At 64.5% G+C, this 23,734-nt stretch carries 22 protein-coding genes; 17 read left to right on the plus strand and 5 right to left on the minus strand.

Annotation, left to right across the window (positions count from 1 at the left end; all coding sequences use genetic code 11):
* Positions 1 to 9 precede the first annotated feature (9 nt).
* Positions 10 to 414: a Fur family transcriptional regulator gene (locus tag KVT37_RS26240; protein WP_027165401.1), complete on the plus strand. Its 405-nt coding sequence runs from the start codon at positions 10 to 12 to the stop codon at positions 412 to 414.
* A gap of 226 nt (positions 415 to 640) precedes the next feature.
* Here KVT37_RS26240 and polA read toward each other — a convergent pair whose 3' ends face one another.
* Complete coding sequence (gene polA / locus KVT37_RS26245; RefSeq protein ID WP_217577921.1) at positions 641 to 3,595, minus strand: DNA polymerase I; 2,955 nt, start codon at positions 3,593 to 3,595, stop codon at positions 641 to 643.
* A 526-nt stretch (positions 3,596 to 4,121) separates the two neighbouring features.
* On the opposite strand from polA, the gene KVT37_RS26250 reads away from it, so the two are divergent.
* The 7 genes from KVT37_RS26250 to KVT37_RS26280 all read left to right on the plus strand — a co-directional run bounded on the left by KVT37_RS26250 (position 4,122) and on the right by KVT37_RS26280 (position 10,413).
* Positions 4,122 to 5,507, plus strand: coding sequence for a M20/M25/M40 family metallo-hydrolase (locus tag KVT37_RS26250; protein ID WP_217577983.1), 1,386 nt, complete (start codon positions 4,122 to 4,124; stop codon positions 5,505 to 5,507).
* 135 nt (positions 5,508 to 5,642) lie between these two features.
* Positions 5,643 to 6,266, plus strand: a complete 624-nt coding sequence (locus KVT37_RS26255; RefSeq protein ID WP_217577922.1) for a ribonuclease D — start codon at positions 5,643 to 5,645, stop codon at positions 6,264 to 6,266.
* Between the two features lie 66 nt (positions 6,267 to 6,332).
* Positions 6,333 to 6,539, plus strand: coding sequence for a hypothetical protein (locus KVT37_RS26260; RefSeq protein ID WP_217577923.1), 207 nt, complete (start codon positions 6,333 to 6,335; stop codon positions 6,537 to 6,539).
* 60 nt (positions 6,540 to 6,599) lie between these two features.
* Complete coding sequence (locus KVT37_RS26265; protein WP_112096623.1) at positions 6,600 to 6,746, plus strand: hypothetical protein; 147 nt, start codon at positions 6,600 to 6,602, stop codon at positions 6,744 to 6,746.
* Positions 6,747 to 6,970: 224 nt separating this feature from the next.
* A complete protein-coding gene (locus KVT37_RS26270) occupies positions 6,971 to 9,235 on the plus strand; it encodes a transglycosylase domain-containing protein (protein WP_217577924.1) in 2,265 nt (754 codons plus the stop codon).
* Between the two features lie 3 nt (positions 9,236 to 9,238).
* A complete protein-coding gene (locus KVT37_RS26275; RefSeq protein ID WP_217577925.1) occupies positions 9,239 to 9,577 on the plus strand; it encodes a hypothetical protein in 339 nt (112 codons plus the stop codon).
* A gap of 86 nt (positions 9,578 to 9,663) precedes the next feature.
* The gene (locus KVT37_RS26280; RefSeq protein ID WP_127225036.1) at positions 9,664 to 10,413 is read left to right on the plus strand and encodes an SDR family NAD(P)-dependent oxidoreductase; all 750 of its coding nucleotides are present in this window, start codon (positions 9,664 to 9,666) and stop codon (positions 10,411 to 10,413) included.
* A 10-nt stretch (positions 10,414 to 10,423) separates the two neighbouring features.
* Here the strand turns inward: KVT37_RS26280 and KVT37_RS26285 are convergent, their stop codons facing one another.
* Positions 10,424 to 11,341 carry a zinc-binding dehydrogenase gene (locus KVT37_RS26285; protein ID WP_217577926.1) on the minus strand — a complete coding sequence of 306 codons (918 nt, stop codon included), beginning with the start codon at positions 11,339 to 11,341 and terminating at the stop codon, positions 10,424 to 10,426.
* Positions 11,342 to 11,466: 125 nt separating this feature from the next.
* Between KVT37_RS26285 and KVT37_RS26290 the strand changes: the two genes are divergently transcribed.
* Positions 11,467 to 12,273, plus strand: coding sequence for a helix-turn-helix domain-containing protein (locus tag KVT37_RS26290; protein WP_217577927.1), 807 nt, complete (start codon positions 11,467 to 11,469; stop codon positions 12,271 to 12,273).
* 6 nt (positions 12,274 to 12,279) lie between these two features.
* Here KVT37_RS26290 and ybaL read toward each other — a convergent pair whose 3' ends face one another.
* A complete protein-coding gene (gene ybaL / locus KVT37_RS26295; RefSeq protein WP_217577928.1) occupies positions 12,280 to 14,082 on the minus strand; it encodes a YbaL family putative K(+) efflux transporter in 1,803 nt (600 codons plus the stop codon).
* A gap of 217 nt (positions 14,083 to 14,299) precedes the next feature.
* On the minus strand, positions 14,300 to 14,737 hold the full coding sequence (locus KVT37_RS26300; RefSeq protein WP_217577929.1) for a host attachment protein: 438 nt from the start codon (positions 14,735 to 14,737) through the stop codon (positions 14,300 to 14,302).
* Between the two features lie 417 nt (positions 14,738 to 15,154).
* On the opposite strand from KVT37_RS26300, the gene cysG reads away from it, so the two are divergent.
* The 7 genes from cysG to KVT37_RS26335 all read left to right on the plus strand — a co-directional run bounded on the left by cysG (position 15,155) and on the right by KVT37_RS26335 (position 22,652).
* Entirely contained in the window at positions 15,155 to 16,603 is a 1,449-nt protein-coding gene (cysG, locus tag KVT37_RS26305; RefSeq protein ID WP_217577930.1) for a siroheme synthase CysG, read from the plus strand.
* Positions 16,600 to 16,905 (plus strand): DUF2849 domain-containing protein, encoded by a 306-nt coding sequence (locus tag KVT37_RS26310; RefSeq protein ID WP_217577931.1) that lies wholly within the window; start codon positions 16,600 to 16,602, stop codon positions 16,903 to 16,905. The genes cysG and KVT37_RS26310 overlap by 4 nt, the downstream gene beginning before the upstream one ends.
* A 44-nt stretch (positions 16,906 to 16,949) precedes the next feature.
* Positions 16,950 to 18,620, plus strand: a complete 1,671-nt coding sequence (locus KVT37_RS26315; protein ID WP_217577932.1) for a nitrite/sulfite reductase — start codon at positions 16,950 to 16,952, stop codon at positions 18,618 to 18,620.
* Positions 18,595 to 19,356, plus strand: a complete 762-nt coding sequence (locus KVT37_RS26320) for a phosphoadenylyl-sulfate reductase (RefSeq protein ID WP_217577933.1) — start codon at positions 18,595 to 18,597, stop codon at positions 19,354 to 19,356. Before KVT37_RS26315 ends, KVT37_RS26320 begins: the two co-directional genes overlap by 26 nt.
* A gap of 168 nt (positions 19,357 to 19,524) precedes the next feature.
* Positions 19,525 to 20,064, plus strand: coding sequence for a DUF934 domain-containing protein (locus KVT37_RS26325; protein WP_217577934.1), 540 nt, complete (start codon positions 19,525 to 19,527; stop codon positions 20,062 to 20,064).
* A gap of 163 nt (positions 20,065 to 20,227) precedes the next feature.
* Positions 20,228 to 21,835, plus strand: a complete 1,608-nt coding sequence (locus tag KVT37_RS26330) for a GMC family oxidoreductase (RefSeq protein WP_217577935.1) — start codon at positions 20,228 to 20,230, stop codon at positions 21,833 to 21,835.
* Between the two features lie 196 nt (positions 21,836 to 22,031).
* Positions 22,032 to 22,652 (plus strand): DJ-1/PfpI family protein, encoded by a 621-nt coding sequence (locus KVT37_RS26335; RefSeq protein ID WP_217577936.1) that lies wholly within the window; start codon positions 22,032 to 22,034, stop codon positions 22,650 to 22,652.
* Between the two features lie 22 nt (positions 22,653 to 22,674).
* Here the strand turns inward: KVT37_RS26335 and KVT37_RS26340 are convergent, their stop codons facing one another.
* Complete coding sequence (locus KVT37_RS26340) at positions 22,675 to 22,875, minus strand: hypothetical protein (protein ID WP_217577937.1); 201 nt, start codon at positions 22,873 to 22,875, stop codon at positions 22,675 to 22,677.
* A gap of 215 nt (positions 22,876 to 23,090) precedes the next feature.
* Between KVT37_RS26340 and grpE the strand changes: the two genes are divergently transcribed.
* Positions 23,091 to 23,723, plus strand: coding sequence for a nucleotide exchange factor GrpE (gene grpE / locus KVT37_RS26345; RefSeq protein ID WP_217577938.1), 633 nt, complete (start codon positions 23,091 to 23,093; stop codon positions 23,721 to 23,723).
* Positions 23,724 to 23,734 lie beyond the last annotated feature (11 nt).

Here is a 23,734-nt window from a genome sequence, read left to right on the forward strand (position 1 = left end):
ACCCGCAAGATGACGGCAAGGGATACGCTGACCAAGAACCAGCTCTGCGTGCTCGAGAAGCTCGAGGCGTCGAGCGGGCCGCTCAGCGCCTATACGCTGCTCGACCAGCTGCGCGAGCGCGGTTTTCGCGCGCCGCTGCAGGTCTACCGGGCGCTCGACACGCTGGTGAAGTCCGGCTTCGTGCACAGGCTCGAAAGCCTCAACTCCTTCGTCGCCTGCGCCGAGCCGCACGACCACAGCCATTCGATGACTGCCTTCGCCATCTGCGACAATTGCGGCCAGGTCACCGAGATGTCCGATCACGATGTCGACCATCGCCTGGACGAGTGGGTGCGCTCGACCGGATTCGCGGCCAAGAAGGCGGTGATTGAGTTTCGCGGGGTGTGCGCGAAGTGCCGGGCGGAAGCTGCTTAGCTCTATACCACTTAGCCTATTGATGCCGGCGCGAAGCCCCCCTCTCTGTCCTGCCGGACATCTCCCCCTCAAGGGGGGAGATTAGCCGTAGTCACGGCTTTCGCCAACTTTCAACGTTGCAAGATGTGTGCCGGCGCCGGAACCGCCAATCTCCCCCCTTGAGGGGGAGATGTCCGGCAGGACAGAGAGGGGGGCGACGGATCGCGGCGCCTCTCGCCCGTGGCGCTCAGTGCGCCTCGTCCCAGTTGTTGGCCGCCCGAGCATCGACATGCAGCGGCACGGACATCGAAACCGCCGGCATCGGCGCGTTCTCCATCACACGGCGCACGACGGGAATAGTCGCCTCGACCTCGGCATCCACCGTCTCGAAGATCAATTCGTCATGCACCTGTAAGAGCATGCGGGCCGAGAGCTTCGCCTTGTCCAGCGCCTCCTCCATATGCACCATGGCGCGGCGGATGATGTCGGCGGCGGTGCCCTGCAGCCTGGCATTGATCGAGGCGCGTTCGTTGAAGGCACGGATCGACGGGTTGGACGACCTTATCTCCGGATAATGGATGCGGCGGCCGAAGATCGTTTCGACGAAGCCGTTTTCCCGCGCGTAGGCCTTGGTTTCCTCGATATAGTCGCGGATGCCCGGGAAGCGTTCGAAATAGCGCTTGATGTAGGCGCTCGCCTCGTCGCGCGGGATCGACAGCTGGTTGGCGAGGCCGAAGGCCGAGATGCCGTAGATGATGCCGAAATTGATCGCCTTGGCGCGGCGGCGCACTTCCGAAGGCATGCCCTCCACCGGCACGTTGAACATTTCCGAGGCGGTGATCGCATGGATGTCGGCGCCGTCGGCGAAGGCCTGTTTCAGCTGCGGGATCTCGGCGACATGGGCCAGCACGCGCAATTCGATCTGGCTGTAGTCGGCGGAGACCAGCTTGTGGCCTTTCTCGGCGATGAAGGCGGTCCTGATCTTGCGGCCTTCGGCGGTGCGCACCGGGATGTTCTGCAGATTGGGGTCGGAGGACGACAGCCGCCCGGTCGTGGTCGCGGCGAGCGCGTATGATGTATGCACGCGATTGGTGCCGGGGTTGATGAAGCCGGGCAGCGCGTCGGTGTAAGTCGATTTCAGCTTGGTCAGCTGGCGCCAGTCGACGATCTTGCGCGGCAGCTCGTGGCCCTCGGCGGCGAGGTCCTCCAGAAGCTGCGCCGAGGTCGACCACTGGCCGGTCTTGGTTTTCGAACCGCCGGGCAGGCCCATCTTGCCGAACAATATGTCGCCAAGCTGTTTCGGCGAGCCGATGTTGATGCGCTCGCCGACGATCCCGTAAATCTCTTCCTCGGCGCGGGCCGCGCCTTGCGCCAGTTCGCCCGAAAGCCGCGACAGGATCTGGCGGTCGACCGAGATGCCGCGCTGCTCCATTCGCGCGAGCACCGGCACCAGCGGCCGCTCCAGCCGCTCGTAGACGGAAACCAGGCCCTTGGCGGCGAGCCTGGGCTTCAGCACCTGCCAGAGCTGCAGCGCAATGTCGGCCTGTTCGGCAGCGTATTTCGTCGCGCGCTCGATATCGACCTGGTCGAAGCCGATGGCGTTCTTGCCCGAGCCTGAGAGTTCCTTTTTGACCGCCGGCGCGTGGCCGAGCCACTTTTCCGACAGCGAAGCGAGGTCGTGGCCGCCGGAGGTGCCTGCGTCGAGCACGTAGGAGATCAGCATCGTGTCGTCGAACGGCCCTACCTCGATGCCGTGCCGGCCCATCACGACGATGTCGTATTTCATGTCCTGCACGATCTTGAGAACCGACCGGTCCTCGAGCAGCGGCTTGAGCAGGGCCAGCGCCTCGCGGACCGGGATCTGGTTTTCCAGCAGGCCGCCGCCGAGCAGGTCGCCATTGCCGCTCGTATGGGCGAGCGGCACATAGGCTGCGCGGCCTGGCGCGATCGCGATCGAAAGGCCGACGAGATCGGCCTGCATCGGGTCCGACGAGGTGGTCTCGGCGTCGAGAGCGAGGGCGCCGGCTTCGCGGGCTTCGGCAATCCAGGCTTTCAGCTCGGCCGCATCACGAATGGCGCTATAGGCGGAGAGATCGATCTTGCGCGCCGTCGCCTGTTCCAGCCGCAGCGCCGAGAGCAGGGACGGGGTGTCGCCCTGCGGCGGCGCGTCCTCGCCCCTCACGGCAGGTTTCGCGGCGCCGTTCGATTCAGGTGCCGGCTGTCGCGGCGGCGCGCCGGCGCCGACATCGGGGCCATGCGCGGTATCGGCGCGCTCGACGGTGACGGCGGAAGCCTGGACGTCGCCGATCTCGGTCGCGGTCGCCTCGGCGACACGCCGCGTCAGCGTGGTGAATTCCATCGTCTTCAGAAAGCCGATCAGCTTCGGACCGTCCGGCTCGTGCAGGACAAGGTCGTCCAGCCCTTCCTTCATCGGCACGTCGTTCTTCAGCGTCACCAATTCGCGCGAAATGCGCGCCTTGTCGGCATTGGCGATGATGGTTTCGCGACGCTTGTCCTGCTTGATCTCGCCGGCGCGCGCGAGCAGCCCGTCAAGGTCGCCGAACTGCTCAAGAAGCTGCGCCGCGGTCTTCGGCCCGATGCCGGGCACGCCCGGCACGTTGTCGACGGAGTCGCCGGTCAGCGCCTGCAGGTCGATCATCTTTTCCGGCGGCACGCCCCATTTCTCGATCACCTCGGGAATGCCGATCTGGCGGTCCTTCATCGGGTCGTACATGCCAACCGTCGGTCCGACCAGCTGCATCAAATCCTTGTCGGAGGAGATGATGGTGGCGTCGGCGCCGGCTTCACGCGCAAGCCGGGAATAGGTGGCGATGATGTCGTCGGCCTCGAAGCCTTCCATCTCGATGCAGGGCAGGTTGAAGGCGACGGTCGCCTGGCGGATCAGGCCGAATTGCGGGATCAGGTCCTCCGGCGGCGCCGAGCGGTTCGCCTTGTATTCGGGATAGAGATCGCTGCGAAAGGTTTTGGACGAATAGTCGAAGATGACGGCGAAATGCGTCGGCACCACGCCTACATTGGTGTTGCGGGCGTCCTGCATCAGCTTCCAGACCATGTTGCAGAAGCCGAGCACGGCATTGGTCGGCAGGCCGTCGGATTTGCGGTTGAGCGGCGGCAGCGCGTGATAGGCGCGGAAAATGTAGCCGGAGCCGTCGACGAGGAAGAGGTGATCGCCTTTTTTCATGTCGGCAGGGATAGCGCGGCCGGGCCTCGCGGTCCATGCCAAAGGCGGAGGAACCCACCGGTTCGGGCAACACCCCTGACAGATCCTGTCCGGCAAAGCGCGCCGCGCGGAAACGGAATCAGGCGACGCGCTTTGGGTCATTTTTCTTCGTGCATGTCGCTTTCCCAAAACCGCTTCACACTTTTGGGCGACATGCACGGAATCCGCCGCTCACGGGCATGTTACAAAAGTGTAATTTTCATGCCCTTGAATCGCCATGTTCAAGGACCCAAATACACGTCATCGGCAGTTTTCGCCGAAGTCCGGAGTAAGGCCCGTCCCCCGCCTATCCCGGGCAACTGCGGCAGCCTATCCCCCCTCTCCGGGCTGCCGCAACGTTTCGAGTAAAGACCGCCGTGGTTCCCCCTCCACCACGGCGGTTCTTTTTTGCCTTCTGGCAAGGCTTTCCGAGCTTGGTCCAACGATCGCGGCTTTTCGTTTCCGGTCCTGACCATTAGGGTCGGCCCAAAAATCGAAAGGCTCCATGATGTCCAGAATCTCCCCCGTCCTCGACCGTCTCGACCAGAATCTCGACCAGAGCCTGGAGCGGCTGTTCGGCCTGCTCGGCATCAAGTCGATCTCCACCGATCCGGCCTTTGCCGCCGACTGCCGCAAAGGCGCCGAATGGCTGGTCGCCGAGCTCAAGCTGATAGGCTTCGACGCGAGCGTGCGCGACACGCCCGGACATCCGATGGTGGTGGCGCATCACGAGGGACCTGCGGGCGCGCCGCATGTGCTGTTCTACGGCCACTACGACGTGCAGCCGGTCGATCCGATCGAGCTGTGGGAAACCGACCCGTTCGCGCCGTCGATCAAGGAGATCGAACCCGGCCGCAAGGTGATCACCGGCCGCGGCTCGGCCGACGACAAGGGACAGCTGATGACTTTCGTCGAGGCCTGCCGGGCCTGGAAGCAGGTGCATGGCAATTTGCCCTGCCGCGTCACCATCCTGTTCGAGGGCGAGGAGGAATCCGGCTCGCCGTCGCTGAAGCCGTTCCTGGAGGCGAACGCCGCCGAGCTGAAGGCGGATTTCGCGCTGGTCTGCGACACCAGCATGTGGAACCGCGAGACGCCGTCGATCTGTGTGTCGCTGCGCGGCATGGTCGGCGAGGAGGTCACCGTCAAGGCGGCCAACCGCGATCTGCATTCGGGCCTCTATGGCGGCCCGGCCGCCAACCCGATCCGCATCCTGGCCAAGGTCCTCGCCGACATCCACGATCAAAACGGCCACGTCACCATTCCGGGCTTCTATGACGGCGTCGAGGAGACGCCTAGCCAGGTGCTGAAATCCTGGGAGGGGCTTGGCGAGACCGCGCAGACCTTCCTCGGACCGGTCGGTCTTTCCATTCCGGCCGGCGAGAAGGGCCGCTCGGTGCTCGAACTCACCTGGGCGCGGCCGACGGCGGAGTTCAACGGCATCATCGGCGGCTATACCGGTAAGGGCTTCAAGACGGTGATCGCGGCGGAGGCGTCGGCGAAAGTGTCGTTCCGGCTCGTCCACAAGCAGGACCCGAAGAAGGTCCGCGCCGCCTTCCAGGCCTTCGTGCGCGAACGCATTCCCGGCGACTGCTCGGTCGAGTTCCATCCGCATGGCGGCTCGCCGGCGATCCAGCTTTCCTACGACTCGCCGTTCCTGGCCAAGGCCAAGGACGCGCTGTCCGACGAGTGGGAAAAGCAGGCCGTCACCACCGGTGGCGGCGGCTCCATCCCGGTGGTCGGCGATTTCCAGACCTATCTCGGCATGGAATCGCTGCTAGTCGGCTTCGGTCTCGACGACGACCGCATCCATTCGCCGAACGAGAAATACGAGCTGACCTCCTTCCACAAGGGGCAGCGTTCCTGGGCGCGCATCCTCGATGCGCTGACGCGCTAGCCAGGGGCGTGACATTCAACTTTTTGTTGATTTTTCAGCGGATCGCGGCAAGGACGGACTTTCTAGTGCATGTGCAGCGTCCTTTGCGCATCCCAGGGGATGCGCGGCGCTGCAGACCGCGATCCGGAGAAGAGAATGACCACCGATATACGTTTCCACAAAAACGATTTGCCTGATCTGTCCCGCTACAATGTCGGGGCGGTGGCCATCGACACGGAGACACTGGGGCTCAACCCGCATCGCGATCGGCTCTGCGTGGTGCAGATCTCGCCCGGCGACGGCAGCGCCGACGTCATCCAGATCGCGCCTGGCCAGAAGAAGGCGCCGAACCTCGTCAGCCTGCTCCGCAACCGGGCGATTACCAAGCTGTTCCACTTTGGCCGTTTCGACATCGCAGTGCTCTACCATAGCTTCGGCGTCATGGCGGAACCGGTGTTCTGCACCAAGATAGCCTCGCGGCTGGTGCGCACTTACACCGACCGGCACGGGCTCAAGGATCTGTGCAACGAACTGCTCGGCATCGGCCTGTCCAAGGCGCAGCAATCCTCGGACTGGGCGGCGGAAACGCTGTCGCCCGAACAGCTCGAATACGCCGCCTCCGACGTGCTCTACCTGCATCGTTTGCGCGAGGTGCTGGCGGCGCGCCTGGTGCGCGAAAACCGCACCAAGGAGGCGGACGCCTGCTTCCGTTTCCTGCCGACGCGCGCCAAGCTCGATCTGATGGGCTGGGCGGAGGAAGATATCTTCGCCCATAGCTGACGGAACCCGGCGGGTCGTGCGGCGTTGCTGCGGGTCGACCGAGGGATAGGATTGGGGAGGAGTGAAATGGCTGAGCGCAAACCGATAGCGAGCGCGCCGAGGGACGGCTCGAAAGTCACGATCATGTGGAAGGACGGCGACGGCGTCGTCAATGAATCCGTCGGCCAGTATCGCGACGGCGGCTGGTGGGTCTACACCGACAGCGACACGCAAAAGAAGGTCGATCCAACCAGTTGGCGGCCGGCGTCGGGCGATGACGACGACGACCAGTGAGCGATCGCTGGCCGGTCATTGCAAAGCCGGCGCGAGGCTCGGCCGCAGCAAAGGGGCGCAATGAGGCAGAACACGCTCTATCTCATCATCGGGGCGCTGATCGCGGTGGTCATCGCGCTCGGCATCTATGTCTATCGCGAGCAGACCAGGCCGAAAGGTGTCGAGCTCAAGATCGACGACAAGGGTATTTCGATCCAGCAGAATTGATGTCATCGCTGCCTGCGAGCCAAGTTTGGCAATCAGGCCCTGCGCTTCCACTTCGAACCGGCGGAGTGCCCGGCTTGGCACTCTTTGATCGAACAAGTCCCGGCAATCGCCGAGCATTTTATTTTCAATCGCATCGATTCTTCCTCACTTAACGCGCCTTTAAACCGCCGCATCTAGTCTTAAACCCAGACGCCATCGGGATCGGGGACAGACAGCTAGAGCGCATGGCGAACCGCAGAGACAGTCGCATCGAACCGAGCTTTGAGGACTCGCCGCGGGCGAAATCCTCCGAAGGCTTTTCGGTGAGCGAGGAGGATCGCGTCGTGCCGCGCACCCGCAAATCCGCTGCAAAAGGCAAATCCGCCAAGGCGAAATCACGCGGCCGTGGCCGCGACCGCAACCGGCGCGGGCTGCTCGGCATTGCGACCCGCCTGGTCTACTGGTGCTTCGTGTTCTGCATCTGGGGCGGCATCGCGGTGGCCGGAATCGTCGTCTATTACGGCGCCAAGATGCCAGCGGCGACGACATGGTCGATCCCGGACCGCGCGCCCAACATCAAGATCGTCTCGGTCGATGGCAATCTGATCGCCAATCGCGGCGCGTCGGGCGGCGAGGCCGTCGGCCTTGACGAAATGTCGCCTTACATACCGGAGGCCGTGGTCGCCATCGAGGACCGCCGCTTCTATTCGCATTTCGGCGTCGACCCGATCGGCCTGTCGCGCGCCATGGTGACCAATTTGCTGGGCGGCCATTTCTCGCAGGGCGGCTCGACGCTGACGCAGCAGCTGGCGAAGAACCTGTTCCTGACGCCGGACCGCACGCTGGAGCGCAAGGTGCAGGAAGTGCTCTTGGCGCTCTGGCTCGAGCATAAGCACAGCAAGGACCAGATCCTCGAAATGTACCTCAACCGGGTCTATTTCGGCTCGGGGGCCTATGGCGTGGAGGCGGCCTCGCGGCGCTATTTCGGCAAGAGCGCGCGCGACGTGTCGCTTTCGGAGGCCGCATTGCTGGCGGGCCTGCTCAAAGCGCCATCGAAGCTTTCGCCGGCGCGCGACCCGAAGGCGGCCGAGGAGCGGGCGCAGCTGGTGCTGGCCGCCATGCGCCAGGAAGGCAAGATCAGCGACAAGGAATACAAGACGGCGCTGAGCGCGCCGGCGACGCGCGCCCCGTCCTACTGGACCGGCTCGGAAAACTACGTTGCCGATACCGTCATGGACGAGCTTCCCGACCTGATCGGCGACGTGCGCGGCGATATCGTCATCGACACCACTGTCGACCTCAACCTGCAGAAGCTTGCCGAACAGTCGATCCGCCGGCTGATCGACGAGAGTGGCAAGAAGCTCAACGTCACACAGGGCGCGCTGGTGTCGATCGACGATTCCGGCGCCGTGCGCGCCATGGTCGGCGGCTATGATTATTCGACCAGCCAGTTCGACCGCGCCTCGGAAGCGCGCCGGCAGCCGGGCTCGGCCTTCAAGCCCTTCGTCTATATGGCGGCGCTGGAAGCCGGCCGCACGCCGGACAGCATCCGCAACGATGCGCCGATCAAGATCGGCAAGTGGACGCCCGACAATTACGGCGGCAAATATTACGGCAAGGTCACGCTGGCGACCGCGCTGGCGAAGTCGCTGAATTCGGTTGCGGCGCAGCTCACCATGGAGGTCGGGCCCGACGCCGTGGTGGAAGCCGCGCATCGCATGGGCATCCAGTCGGACCTGCAGGCCAACACCTCGATCGCGCTCGGCACCTCGGAAGTGACGCCGCTGGAATTGACCTCGGCCTATGTGCCTTTCGCCAATGGCGGCTACAAGCCGGATATCCACTTCATCCAGCGCATCACGACCGCCAACGGCAAGGTGCTCTACGAGGGCAGCACCGGCAGCGCGCCGCGCGTCATCAAGGCCGATATCGTCGGCATGATGAACTCGATGATGACGGGCACGGTCGAGGTCGGCACCGCCAAGAAGGCCGCCTTCAACTGGCCCTCGGCCGGCAAGACCGGCACCAGCCAGAACTCGCGCGACGCCTGGTTCGTCGGCTACACCGCCAACCTCACCACGGGCGTTTGGTTCGGCAATGACGACGGCAGCGCGATGAAGAAGGTCACCGGCGGTGCCTTGCCGGCACAGGCCTGGCACGAATTCATGGTGGCCGCGCATGAGGGCGTGCCGGTCAGGCCGCTGCCCGGCACCTGGAAGTCGACGCCCTCCGATACGATCGTGCCGGATGAGATCCCGTCGGCGGATGCCTCGCAGCCGCCGCCTGCACCGCCAGCGGCCATCGGCCAGTCGCAGCCCCAATCACAGCCTGTTGCCCAGGCGCCGGCGCGGCAGGCGCGTCCAGCCCAGACGGTCGATGCCGACGGCTTCGACATGCCGAGCGACAGCGGATCGACCGCCTCGATCAAGCATCCGGTGCCGCCCGGCAATGTCGGCGGCCCGACGAAAAAGCGCCAGACCTCGATCCTCGATATTCTCGGTGGTGGTTAGGCGATGGCCGGCGAACCGGCCGAGCCGGCTGACCTGAAAGCATACAAGCGTCTAAGCACGTGGCAGTGGCTCTTGCTGGCCGGGATGACGGTCAGTGTCGTGGCCATCCGGCATCTGCCATATCTCTATTACCCCGATCCTCGATATCTCGATCAGGAAAGAGTCGGGGCGGTATACGGCTCCGTCATCCTGGGGTTTTTGTTGCCCTATGGGCTGGCCTGGGGCATTTCGCGTGTGGCCAGGCGGTCGCGGAACGCTTTTCTAGCGGTGCTCTGGACGTTGTCGGGTCTGGTTTTTCTTCTCAATCTCGGCCTGTATGCGGCGTGCCCGACCTGCTATTGAATGGCGATTGCCGGCCGACCCTGCGATCTCTGATGGCCCTCGCCATTGTAACCATATTCGGCTAGACCACGCGCGGAGACCGCGACATGGCCGAAACCGACAGCAGAAAAACCATCGTGCTCACCGGCGCCAGCCGGGGCATCGGCCATGCGACGGTGAAGCGCTTTTCGCGCGAGGGCTGGCGCGTCATCACCTGCTCGCGCCAGGCCTTTGCCGAGGATTGCCCGTGGCCGGCCGGCCCGGAAGACCACATCAAGGTCGATCTCGCCGACCAGGAAGATGTCGGCATCGCGGTCTCGGAAATCCGCCATCGTCTCGAGGCGCATGGCGGGCAGTTGCACGCGCTGGTCAACAATGCCGGCATCTCGCCGAAGCTGAAGGACGGCAGCCGGATGAACTCGATCGAGACGCCGATGCATGTCTGGCGGGATGTCTTCCAGGTCAATTTCTTCGCGCCGATCATGCTGGCACGCGGCCTGTTCAAGGAACTCGCCGCCGCCAAGGGCTCGATCGTCAACGTCACCTCGATCGCCGGCACCAGGGTGCATCCTTTCGCTGGCACGGCCTATGCGACGTCCAAGGCCGCACTCGGCTCGCTGACGCGCGAGATGGCGCATGATTTCGGCCCGCACGGCATTCGCGTCAATGCGATCGCGCCAGGCGAGATCGACACGGCGATCCTGTCGCCCGGCACCGACAAGATCGTCGAGACGATCCCGCTGAGACGCCTCGGCGCCACCTCGGAAGTGGCCGACATCATCTACTTCCTGTGCTCCGGCCAGTCGTCTTACGTCACCGGCTCGGAAATCCACATCAATGGCGGCCAGCACGTTTAGACGGCCAACTTCAAGCCATGGTGAGAACAGCCTTGCCGCTGAAGCTGCGTTGTCGCAGCGCCTCCAGGGCCCGCCCGATGTCTGTCCACCGCATGGTCATGGCCACGCGGGTTTCCAGCCTGCCGGCCGCGACCAGATCGAGCAGCGCGGCGATATCGGCGCCGATCACCGGACCGGACGTGTAATAGGCGAAGGTCTGCAGTCTCGCGCCCTCGTGGCCCGGAACGAACTGGCGGAAGGAGACGGGCGTCGGCTCGCCGCTGCTCGAACCGAACATGACGATGGTGCCCCCTGGCGCGACGCGTTCGATCGCGTCGGCGAGGCTTTTGCCGCCGACCGATTCGGTGATCAGCGAGAACGGCCCCTCGGCCACCTCAATCGACTCGACAACCTGCTTTGCTCCCAACGCCCGGAGATCCTCGTCATGCCTGGCGGCGGCGACCGCGGTCACCGAAGCGCCTTGCTGGCGGGCGATCTGGATCTGGAAGCGACCGACAGCGCCGCTGGCGCCGGTGATCAGGACCCGCTGGCCAGCGAGGTCGCTCCCATGGCGCAAGGTTCTCAGCGCCGTCGTGCCCGCGACCGGAAGCGTGGCGGCGGCGGCGAAGCTTACGCCTTCAGGCAGAACGGCCAGACGGTCGGTCGGAATGGCGACACGTTCGGCCCAGCCGGCCTGATCGACCAAAGCCGCAACGCGACTGCCCGCGGCCGGGCCTGAGCCATCGGCCGCCGCGCGCTCGACAATGCCAACGACGTCCTGGCCGGGTACCCAGCCGTCGGGGCGTATGCTGAGCAGGCGCAGCTCGCCACGATTCAACGATGTTGCATGAACTGTAACCAATGCTTCATTTACATTGCAGTTTGGCCCGTCGATTTCGGTGAGCTTCAGCCTGTTGGGACTGTCTGATGAGATAGCGAGAGCAAGCATGGGCCACCTTTGAAATCAACGCTCCGGAGCTGCGATCGATTGCGACGGAACCGGCTCGAACCTATCGACTTTCGCGGCTGAAGAATTTAGAGATAGAGCCAAATGATCGCTAAAAGCAGTCAAGCATGAGACAACCGCTCCGCTGGCCCTGGCTGGACTTCGACGTCGACGACGTGGCCGCGCCGGCGATCGCCGTTGGCGTCGACGTGACAGAGACGAGGGCCGAGGTGCGCGAGCATTGGCATCGCAAGGGGCAGCTCGTCTTCGCGCTCGGGGGCGGCGTCACCTGCCGCGTCCCCGGCGGGTTGTGGATGGTGCCGCCGCATTGCGGGGTGTGGGTGCCGAGCCGCATGCAGCACAGCAACATCGCGACCGCCAATGCGCGGATTTTCTTCGTCTATATCGAACCGGGCGCCGCCGAATTGCCGGACCACTGTTGCACGCTCTCCATCTCGCCTTTGCTGCGCGAGCTGATCATCGAACTGTCGGAGTGTGCGCCGGACGATGCGCGGTGCGATTTCCTGGGAAAGATCCTGCTCGCCGAACTTCCCCACATGCCGGTGCAGCAATTGCACCTGCCGATCTCGGCGGAGCCGCGGCTACGACGGATCGCCGAGGCGCTGGTGGACGATCCCGCGGATCGAAGTACCCTGGCGCAATGGGCCAACCGGGTGGCGCTCAGCGAGAGCAGCCTGGCGCGCCTCGTGCTGAAGGAGACCAGTCTGAGTTTCGGGCGCTGGCGCCAGCAACTGCACCTGATCGTCGCGCTCAGGGAACTGTCTTCCGGCGCCAGCGTGCAGCGGGTGTCGGGCGATCTCGGCTATGAATCCGTCACCGCCTTCATCACCATGTTCAAGAAGGCGCTGGGCAAGCCACCGGCAAAATACCTCAGCGATACCGCGCAAAACGGCGGTTCCGCCTTCGTGGCCTGATATCGATCAAGCAGGTTGCGGTTTGACCTCGATGGCGGGTTCGACCGGGACCGTGGCCTTGCCGGTCACGACCTCGACGATGCCGCGCGCGATCTCGCGTTCGCCCATGATCACGGTGTCGGCGCCGAGGCCTTTCAGATGCTCGACCTCGGCGTCGGAATGGGCGCGGGCGATGACATTGATCGCCGGATTGGCCGCGCGGGCCCTGAGCACGATCTGGCCGGCTTCGAAGGCGTTGGGGATGGCGAGGATCAGCCGCCTGGCGCCTTCCGGATTGGCGGCTGAAAAGACATCGGCATTGGCGGCGTTGCCGGCGACAGTTTCGACGCCATCGGCCCTTAACTTCGCCAGCGTCTTGTCGGCATCCTCGATGACGAGGAAGGGCAGGGCGGCTTCCTTCAGCGCGGCGCCCACCAGGCTGCCGACGCGACCATAGCCGATCAGGATGGTATGGCCGGCAAGCGTCGTCCTGGGCGGCGGGCCGTCTTCCTTGCCCGCAGCCGCCGACACCGAAGCGACCTGGCCGGGCTCGGTCGCCGGGCCGATCGGCTTCTGCTCCGCGGCCGGCGCGGCATCCTTGCCGGCGCGCTTTTCGAGCCACGGCTTCATCCAGTCGACGACCAGGAACATCAGCGGGTTGAGCAGGATCGACAGGATGGCTCCGGCGAGGATCAGGTCGCGGCCCTGCTCGGGCAACAATTTCAGGCCGACGCCGAGTTCGGCCAGGATGAAAGAGAATTCGCCGATCTGGGCAAGGCTTGCCGAAATCATCAAGGCCGTCGCGATTGGATAGCGGAAGAGGATGACGATGACGAAGGCGGCGATCGACTTGCCGATGACGATGATGGCCAAGGTGGCGAGGATCGGCAGGCCGTTGCTGATCAGGCTGAACGGGTCGAACAGCATGCCGACCGAGACGAAGAACAGCACCGAGAAGGCATCGCGCAGCGGCAGCGATTCTTCCGCCGCGCGGTGGCTGAGCTCGGATTCGCTCATGATCATGCCGGCGAAGAAAGCGCCGAGCGCCAGCGAGACGCCGAACAGCTTTGCCGCGCCGAAGGCGACGCCGAGAGCAATCGCCAGCACAGCGAGCCGGAACAATTCGCGCGAGCCGGTATGGGCGACGTAATGCAGGATCCACGGAATGACCCGGCGGCCGACCACCAGCATCACGACGACGAAGGCAGCGACCTTGGCCAGCGTCATGCCGACCAAGCCCCATATGCCGTAGCTCGCCGGCAGCGAGAGCAGGCTCGCATGGTCGTCGACTTGCGGCTGGCCGCCCAACACACCGGCAAGCGCCGGCAAAAGCACCAGCGCCAGCACCATGGCGAGGTCCTCGACGATCAGCCAGCCGACGGCGATGCGGCCGCGTTCGGTCTCGATCAGCCGCCGCTCCTGCAGGGCACGTAAAAGCACCACGGTCGAGGCGACCGAAAGCGCCAGGCCGAAGACCAGGCCGGCACCCAGCGACCAGCCGAGCAGCCAGGCCAGCCCGACGCCAAGCAGGGTGGCAAAGCCGATCTGCACGATGGCGCCCGGCACGGCGATGGCGCGCACGGACAGAAGGTCCTTCAGCGAAAAATGCAGGCCGACGCCGAACATCAGCAGGATGACGCCGATCTCCGCGAGCTCGTTGGCCAGGCTGGCATCGGCAACGAAGCCCGGCGTGTTCGGCCCGACGAGGACGCCGGCGACAAGATAGCCGACAAGCGGCGGAATGCGGAAACGGTTGGCTAAAGCCCCGAAGACGAATGCAAGCCCCAGACCGGCGACGATGGTGGCGATGAGGGGCGTGTCATGCGGCATTGTCTATGGAGCGCCTTTCGGAAAACTGCGATGTCGGATGGGCGCCCGCCGAGGCTGTCGCCTTCGGCAATATGGTGGAGGGAGCGGCGATGATGCAACCGCCACAACGCAGAAATCGACGTCGAAACAGGGCATCCCGCGCAAGATCGGCATCGCGCCGCGAAAGAGACAGCTTCGCGGCGCGATCCGGCCTCGAAGCCGCTACCTTTCGGCCGCTTTACGCCGCCTGCAACAGGGTCTCGATATCCGAAATCGTGTGGTTGGTGAGGGTCTTCGGGATTTCCGCCTGCACTTTCTCGCCGACTTCCTTGTGCAGTTTCCGGCGCATCTCGCCAAGCACGCGCGGTGGCGCGATCAGCACAAGCGCGTCGAACTCGCCGCGATGCGCGAGCTTGTAAAGCTGGTCGGCGATGTCGACGGCGAAGCGCTCCTTGCCGAGACGGTGCCAGTCGGTCTCTTCGATGGCGCTGCGCGGCCCTTCCGCGTAGCGGCCCGGCTTGTCCGTGCCTTGTTCGCGCGTGGCGGGATTGTCCTGCTCCATCTCATGCACCACTTCCAGGTTCGGGAATTTGTTGTCGCCCTGGTTGCGCAGGAAGAGCGCCTTCTCGCCATCGGCCACGACGACCCACAATCCGTGCTTCAGTCTGATGCTCATGGCGTTCCTCCTTGCTTCAATGATTGCCGATCGGTCGAGTTCGGGATCGACAGGATGGACTGCTAGGCAAACGAGCCGCGACGCATGATTGTTCCGATCTGGCAGTGGCGCCTCGATCGCCGCCGGCCGGCGTGGCTGGCGCCGATCCGGCAAGGTCGGCTTTAATCTACTAACTTAGTAGAATTTAGAAAAAACTGTTTTGCGGCTTTGTGGTCTTGGCGCTAAAAATTACGGCGGATCAAGGCGGTTTCCCGTGCCTGTCAGAGCGCCTTTCTCGCAAAGTAGAATTTTTTTCTCTTGCTCTTCGCGGTTGCGAAAAAGCGATTGCCTGCCGTTCGGCGGCGCGCGAGTGCTTGCCTTCTGGTTTTTGGCCAGCCCGCGTAAAACTGCCAAACTGTTCCAGTATTGCTTATCGCCATGTCGCCAGCCAATGCCAAGCTCAATGCCTTTCCCGTGTTCATGCGGGTCGACGGCGAAGCCGTAGCCATCGTCGGCAATGGCGAGGAGGCGCTCGCCAAGGCAAGGCTGCTATCGCAGTCGAGCGCGGTGCTGCGCATCGTTGCCGACAATGCCGGCGGCGGCCTGTTGGATTTCATCGCATCGACCGGCGCCGTTCACATCGACACGGCCTATGATGCGGCGCATCTCCAAGGTGCCGCCCTGGTCTTCGCAGCGAGCGGCGATGCGGCGCTCGATCGCCGCGTCGCCGAGGACGCGCGCCGCCTGGGCATTCCGGTCAACGCCGTCGACCGTCCCGAGCTTTGCGATTTCTTCACGCCGGCGCTGGTCAATCGCGCGCCGGTCGCCATCGCCATCGGCACCGAGGGCGCCGGACCGGTTCTGGCGCAGATGCTGCGCGGGCGCATCGACCGCATGCTGTCGCCGTCGCTCGGCCGGCTGGCGGCGCTTGCCGCGTCGTTCCGCGCCGCCGCCGAGAAGCTGCCAAAGGGCAATCGCCGTCGCCGCTTCTGGAACGATTTCTTCGCCGGCGTGCCAGCCAAGGCCATTGAAGCCGGCGAGCTCGCGCAAGCGCATGGCGCCGCGCTCGAACTCCTGAACGCGGACGCGCCGGCCAAGGGGCATATCGCGCTGGTCGGCGCCGGCCCCGGCGCGGAAGATCTGCTGACGCTGCGCGCGCATCGCCTGCTGATGGAAGCCGACGCCATCGTCTATGACGCGCTGGTGCCGGAGGCGATCGTCGCCATGGGCCGCCGCGACGCCGAGCGCCTGCCGGTCGGCAAGCGCAAGGGCTGCCATTCGAAGAGCCAGGAAGAGATCAACGCGCTGCTCATCGAGCTTGGCCGCGCCGGCAAGCGCGTGGTGCGGCTGAAGTCCGGCGATCCGCTGGTGTTCGGCCGCGCCGGCGAGGAAATGGCGGCGTTGCGCGAGGCCGGCATCGCCTATGAAGTCGTTCCGGGCGTCACCGCCGCTTTCGCCGCCGCTGCCGATTTCGAGCTGCCGCTGACGCTGCGCGGCGTCTCGTCCTCGATGGTGTTCACCACCGGCCACGATCTCAAGGGCAACTCGCTGCCCGATTGGGCCAAGCTTGCCATCTCCGGCGCCACCGTCGCCGTCTATATGGGCCGCTCGGTGGCGGCGGAAGTCGCCGGCAGGCTGATCGAGGCGGGTCTGTCGTCCGACACGGCCGTCGCCGTCGTCGAGAATGCCAGCCTCGGCAACCGCCGCCGTTTCCACGGCACGCTGGCCGACCTGCCGTCGCTGGAAGAGCGCGCCGACCTCACCGGTCCGGTTATGACGATCATCGGCGACGCGGTCGCCGGCGCCAATTTTGAACAATCCGAGCCGCTCGCGGCACATAAGCATGAGGGCGCGGCGTCAGCCGTCGCCGAAGGAGTTCAACCATGAAGGTTCTGACCGCGAACAGGCTCTCCGACGGCATCGCCGTCTGGTACGCCGATGGCGGCTGGGCGGAGACGGTCGGCCATGCCGATATCGCGCATGACAAGGCGGCGGAGGACCGGCTGGAGGCGATCGGCGCCGCGGCCTACGCCAACAATGAGGTGGTCGACGTCAACCTGATCGACGTCGATGTGGTCGATGGCTTGGTCGAGCCGGTGCGGCTGCGCGAAAAGATCCGCGCCGCGGGGCCGACCATCCGCACCGATCTCGGCAAACAGGCGAGCCTGGAAGCGATCCAGGCGGCTTAAGATTTGAAGTAAAGAGCGGGCGGACGCGCCCGGAAAGACGAAGCATGTACCGTTACGACGAGTTCGACCAGGATTTCGTTCACGCCCGTGTCGCCGAGTTCAGCGACCAGGTGCAGCGCCGGCTTGCCGGCGAGATCACCGAGGACCAGTTCCGGCCGCTCAGGCTGATGAACGGCGTCTATCTGCAGCTGCATGCCTATATGCTGCGCATCGCGGTGCCTTATGGCACGCTGAACAGCAAGCAGATGCGCATGCTCGGCCACATCGCGCGCAAATACGACAAGGGCTACGGCCACTTCACCACGCGCCAGAACATCCAGTTCAACTGGCCGGCGCTGTCCGACATTCCGGCGATCCTGGCCGATCTCGCCAGCGTCGAGATGCATGCCATCCAGACCAGCGGCAACTGCATCCGCAACGTCACCGCCGACCATTTCGCCGGGGCCGCCGCCGACGAGGTCGCCGATCCGCGCCCCTATGCCGAGATCCTGCGGCAATGGTCGTCGGTGCATCCCGAATTCTCGTTCCTGCCGCGCAAGTTCAAGATCGCGGTGACGGGTGCCGAGCGCGACCGCGCTGCCATCCAGACGCATGACATCGGCCTGCATCTGAAGAAGAACGCTGCCGGCGAGCTTGGATTCGCCGTCTATGTCGGCGGCGGCCAGGGCCGCACGCCGATGGTGGCGAAGAAGATCCGCGACTTCTTGGCCGAAGCCGATCTTCTGTCCTACTGCACGGCGATCCTGCGCGTTTACAATCTCTATGGCCGCCGCGACAACAAGTACAAGGCGCGCATCAAGATCCTCGTCCACGAGACCGGCGAGGAAGAAATCACGCGCCAGATCGAGGCCGAATGGCAGGAGCTGAAGGACGCCGAGCTCAAGCTGCCGGAGGCCGACATCCAAGCCATCAACGCCTATTTCGCGCCGCCGGCGCTGACGGACCGGCCGCAAGGCGATGATGCCGTAAAGCAGGCGCGGCTCGATTCCAAAAACTTCTCGCAATGGCTCGACCAGAATGTCGTGACGCATCGCCACCCCGACTATGCGGCGGTGACGATCTCGCTCAAGGGCATCGGCGAGGTGCCCGGCGATGCCACCGACAGCCAGATGGAAGCGGTTGCCGACATCGCCGAGAAATACGCTTTCGACGAATTGCGTGTCAGTCATGAGCAGAACCTGATCCTGCCGCATGTGGCGCGCGCCGACCTCAAGGCGGTCTATGACGCGCTGGTCGAGATTGGTCTCGCGACGGCCAATTCCAACCTGATCAGCGACATCATCTCCTGTCCCGGCCTCGACTATTGCGCGCTGGCCACGGCGCGCTCGATCCCGATCGCGCAGGAGATCTCGCAGCGCTTCGCCTCGCTCGAGCGGCAGCGGGAGATCGGCGAGCTGAAGCTGAAGATCTCGGGCTGCATCAATGCCTGCGGCCACCACCATGTCGGCCATATCGGCATTCTCGGCGTTGAGAAGAAAGGCTCCGAGCTCTACCAGGTGACGCTCGGCGGCTCGGCCGACGAGAACACTTCCGTGGGCGAGATCATCGGCCGCGGCTTCTCATCGGAAGAGATCACCGATGCCATCGAGCAGATCGTCGATACCTATCTCGGCCTTCGGCTCAATCCCGAGGAACGTTTTATCGACGCCTACCGCAGAGTCGGTCCCGCGCCGTTCAAGGAGGCGCTCTATGCTGGCGAAACCAAGGCCGCTTGACCGGACCGGCGCCGTCGAGGCCGGGATCGCCGCGGAAGCGGCGGGGCTCGACGCGCTGCATGGTCATCTGAAGCCGATCGAGATCATCGAACGGTCGGCGCGTGAGTTCCGTGGCGCGATCGCGGCCGTGTCGTCCTTCGGGGCGGATTCGGCGGTGCTGCTGCATATGATATCGGAGATCGACCGTTCGCTGCCGGTGATCTTCCTCGACACCGGCAAGCATTTCGAGGAAACGCTCGGCTATCGCGACGCGCTCGCCGCCGATTTCGGCCTGACGGATATCCGCGTGATCAAGCCGGACGAGGCGGCGCTCGAACGCGTCGACCCGACCGGCAGTCTCAATGAGACCGATACCGATTCCTGCTGCAATGTGCGCAAGGTCGAGCCGCTGGCGCGCGGCGTCGAGCCGTTCCGCGCATGGTTCACGGGCCGCAAGCGCTTCCAGGCCTCGACGCGGGCGGCACTGCCGGTCTTCGAGGCGGTCGGCTCGCGTATCCGCATCAACCCGCTGGCGCATTGGACGACGTCGGACCAGGCCGACTACATGCGCGCGCACGCGCTGCGGGAAAATCCGCTGGTCGCCTATGGCTATCTCTCGATCGGCTGCTTCCCCTGCACGCAGCCCGTGCAGCCCGGCGAGGACGCGCGCAGCGGCCGCTGGGCCGGTCACGCCAAGACCGAGTGCGGCATTCACCTCTCCGGTTTGGAGAAGTCGCTGACCGACGCTTCACTTTAGGCTATGCCGATAGTCAGGTGAGGCCGGCCTGCGAACGGCGGCTTCCTGCGCTTCCGGTGCTCACGTACTTCAAGTACGCTCCGCTCCGGTTCTCGGAAGCCACCGTTCTCGCCTCGGCCTGACCTGACTCTCGACACAGCCTTCGATTTTTGGACCTTGGGATTTTTGATGACTGGAACGACAACAGCGGGGACCCGCCTCTGGACCCCGGACGGTTTTCGCGAGGATGAGTGGACGCATGCCGAAAGCGCCGAGGCGCTTGCCGGCAATGGCCGCTTCATCCTGCCGCTGCAGGCCTTTCTCGGGCTTGAGGAGCAGACGCGCAAGTCGGCGCGCGAACGCATCGGTGTGCTGCTGCAGCCGGGCGACGAGCTCGACAAGATAACCGGCCTGCTCGACCAGCTGTCGCTGGTGGCCCTGGCCTTCCCGGCCTTCAATGATGGCCGCTCGTTTTCCAAGGGCGAATTGCTGCGGGCCCGGCATCATTTCAAGGGTCCGGTGCGCGCCACCGGCCAGGTGCTGGTCGACCAGCTGCCGCATATGCTGCGCCTCGGCTTCGACGAGTTCGAGGTCTCCAATCCGGTGCTGTTGAAGCGCCTGGAGGAAGGCCGCACCGGCGGCCTGCCGGTCTATTATCAGCCGGCCGTGGAGCCGGAGCCCAAGGGCCCGAAATATTCCTGGCGGCGCAAACGCGCTGGATCAGAATGATGTTCGGTTGAACGTCATCCTGATCCAGTCCTTTGTTGGAGCATGATCTTATCCGAACCTTCGGTTCGGGATCATGCTCTGACTGACGCAGCGGCATCTTTACAATCTTCGCGACTGAGCCTTCTCTGACGGCACGGACGGAAATATCCGCCGGGAGGGAACCATGCGCTACGACTATGTCATCGCCGGCGGCGGCTCCGCCGGCTCGACGCTTGCCGCCAGGCTTTCAGAAGACCCATCGAAGACGGTTTGCCTGCTCGAAGCGGGCGGCGCCGGCAAGGACCTCTTGATCCGCGCGCCGGCCGGCATCATCGCGCTGCTGCCGGGCCGGCCGAAGATCAACAACTGGGGCTTCCAGACCGTGCCGCAGGAAGGCCTGAACGGCCGCAGGGGCTACCAGCCGCGCGGCAAGGCTTTGGGCGGTTCCAGCGCCATCAACGCCATGCTCTACACGCGGGGCAACCGCCGCGACTATGACGAATGGGCCGATCTCGGCTGCGACGGCTGGTCCTGGGAGGAGGTGCTGCCTTATTTCCGGCGCGCCGAGGGCAACCAGCGCGGCACCGATGCGCTGCATGGCGGCGAGGGGCCGCTCAGGGTCTGTGAGCAGCAGGAGCCGCGCCCGATCTCCAGGGCCTTCGTCGAGGCCTGCGGCGAAAACCAGATCAGGCTGAACGACGATTTCAACGGGCCGGAACAGGAAGGGGCGGGGCTCTATCAGGTGACGCAGTTCTGGGGCGAGCGCCGCAACGGCGAGCGCTGCTCGGCGGCCGCCGCCTATCTGCATCCGGCGATGGACAGGCCGAACCTCACCGTGGTCACCGGCGCGCATGCGACCGGCGTCGTGCTCAACGGCAAGCGCGCCACGGGCGTGCGCTATCGCACCGGCAAGAGCGAAGCTGTGGCGGAGGCCCGGCGCGAGGTCATTCTCTGCGGCGGGGCGTTCGGCTCGCCGCAGTTGCTTCTGCTCTCCGGCATCGGTCCGGCGGTAGAGCTCGCGGCGCATGGCATTCCGCTCGTCCACGAATTGCCCGGCGTCGGCAGGAACCTGCAGGACCATCTCGATTTCATCCTCGCCTGGAAGTCCAGGCAGACGGATCTGATGGGCATCGGCCTCACCGGCATGCCGGGCCTGATCAGGCATATGCTGCGCTGGCGCAAGGACGGCAGCGGCATGATCGCAACGCCCTATGCCGAGGGCGGCGCCTTCCTCAAATCCAACCCGGCGATCGAGCGACCCGACCTGCAACTGCATTTCTGCATCGCCATCGTCGACGACCATGGCCGCAAGCTGCATATGGGCTATGGTTTCTCCTGCCATGTCTGCGTGCTGAGGCCGCATTCGCGCGGCGAGGTGGGGTTGAACAGCGCCGATCCGCTGGCGCCGCCGCGTATCGATCCGAGGTTCCTCGAGGACGAGCGCGATGGCGACCTTCTCCTCAAGGGCGTGCGGATGATGCGTGGCATATTGGAGGCGCCGGCGTTGGCGAAATATCGCGCCAGGGAAATCTACACCGCCGGCGCGTCCAGCGATGCCGAGCTGATGGCGCATATCAGGGCGCGGGCCGACACGATCTACCACCCGGCCGGCACCTGCAAGATGGGCGTCGACGACATGGCCGTGGTCGATCCGAAGCTCAGGGTTTACGGGCTGGAGGGGTTGCGCGTGGTCGATGCGTCGGTGATGCCGACCCTGATCGGCGGCAACACCAATGCGCCGACGATCATGATCGCCGAGAAGGCTGCGGACATGATCCGGGCAGCGGCCTGATTGCTGATATTGGTCGGACCAGCTCTTGTCGATCGAAGCCGTCGCGGCATTGGCAGGGTTGGATTGGCACGCGAGATCGAATCCATCTGGTCAGACCAATTTTGCGATTTGCGCTTCCCCTTTAGCCATCCTGCCCTTAGGATAGGGCTATTATTTCGCACCTCGAAATAAATGGCCGGCAAAGGGAGGAAAGGGCATGGCAGGCAAAAAGATATTGATGCTCGTTGGAGAGTTCAGCGAGGAATACGAGATTTTCGTCTTTGAACAGGCCATGCATGCGGTGGGTCACACCGTCCATGTCGTCTGCCCGGACAAGAAGGCCGGCGACGTGCTCAAGACCTCATTGCACGACTTCGAAGGCCATCAGACCTATACGGAAAAGCTCGGCCACGACTACATCCTCAACAAGACCTTTGGAGAGGTGAATCCGGCCGAATACGATGCGGTTTATGCCGCGGGCGGGCGCGGACCGGAATATATCCGCATCGACAAGCGCGTGCAGGCGCTGGTCAGGCATTTCCACGAGGTCGGCAAGCCGATCTTCACCATCTGCCATGGTGTGCAGATCCTGATCGCGGTCGATGGCGTGGTGCGCGGCAGGCAAGTGGCGGCGCTGCATTATTGCGAGCCGGAAGTGACGCTTGCCGGCGGCATCTATATCGATGTCGCGCCGACTGGCGCGCATGTCGACGGCAATCTCGTTTCGGCCAAGGGCTGGCCGGGCCTTGCCGCCTTCATGCGGGAATGCCTGAAGGTGCTCGGCACCGAAATCCGCCACGGCGAAGCGCTGATGCGTGACGACAGAAAGGCGGCCTAAAGTCTTCAAATGCGGCGCGCGGCTATTGACGCCGCTCGCCGCCCGTTTTCTTGGCATCGGCGCCGTCGAGGCGATCGAGCAGGTCGCTCAGCCGCTCCGGCATCTCCTTTTCCAGGCGAAATGCCGGCAATGTGCGCAGGAAGCGCTTGGTCGCTTCGCTGCCTGCCTGCCGCCTGATATCGTTGGCGAGTTCGGCGCGCTTGTTGCCGTTGTTGCCGTTCATCGTCCCAAAATCCTGTACTGGCTTCGAAACTCCTGCAGCCGTCTATGGTTCCCGCGCGGGCATTCGAGAGCAAGCAAAGCTGCGTGATACGGTAAAATTTGAATTAATTTGGAACGATAGTCGGCATCCGGCAGCTGCGCTTGCCCCTTGATTTTTGGCCTCCAAACCTCGATATCGGGCGCAAATCCAGACCAATGCGAATGACGGGAAACGCGATGAGCGACCAGGCAAAAGACGAACGCATGCCCGAAGATATGGAAGCCACCCAGGCTTCCGGCGAACGCGCCGAAGGCGGCGTCGACGGCGACTATGAAGCGCTTGTGCGGCTGCTGAAGGAAAATGAGGAACTGAAGGACCGGGCGCTGCGCGTCGCGGCCGAAATGGAGAATTTGCGGCGGCGCACCGCGCGCGACGTGCAGGACGCCCGCGCCTATGCGGTCGCCAATTTCGCGCGCGACATGCTGTCGGTGTCCGACAATCTGCGCCGGGCGCTGGACGCGATCCCGGCCGAGGCGAAGGCCGCCGGCGACGCCGGCTTCAAGTCGCTGATCGAAGGCGTCGATCTCACCGAGCGCGCCATGCTGTCGGCGCTGGAACGCCATGGCGTGAAGAAACTCGCGCCCGAAGGCGAGAAGTTCGATCCGAATTTCCACCAGGCGATGTTCGAAGTGCCCAATCCGGAGGTTCCGGCCGGCACCGTCGTCCAGGTGGTGCAACCGGGCTATTCGATCGGCGAGCGCGTGCTGCGGCCGGCGATGGTCGGCGTCGCCAAGGGTGGCCCGAAGGCGGCCGCCGAGGCGAAGGTCGAGCCGGGCCCGGTGAACGAGCAGGCCGAGAAGGATGCGTGATTAAGGGAATG

This window comes from Mesorhizobium sp. GbtcB19 (assembly GCF_019091085.1).
In the GTDB taxonomy this organism is placed as follows: Bacteria; Pseudomonadota; Alphaproteobacteria; order Rhizobiales; family Rhizobiaceae; genus Mesorhizobium.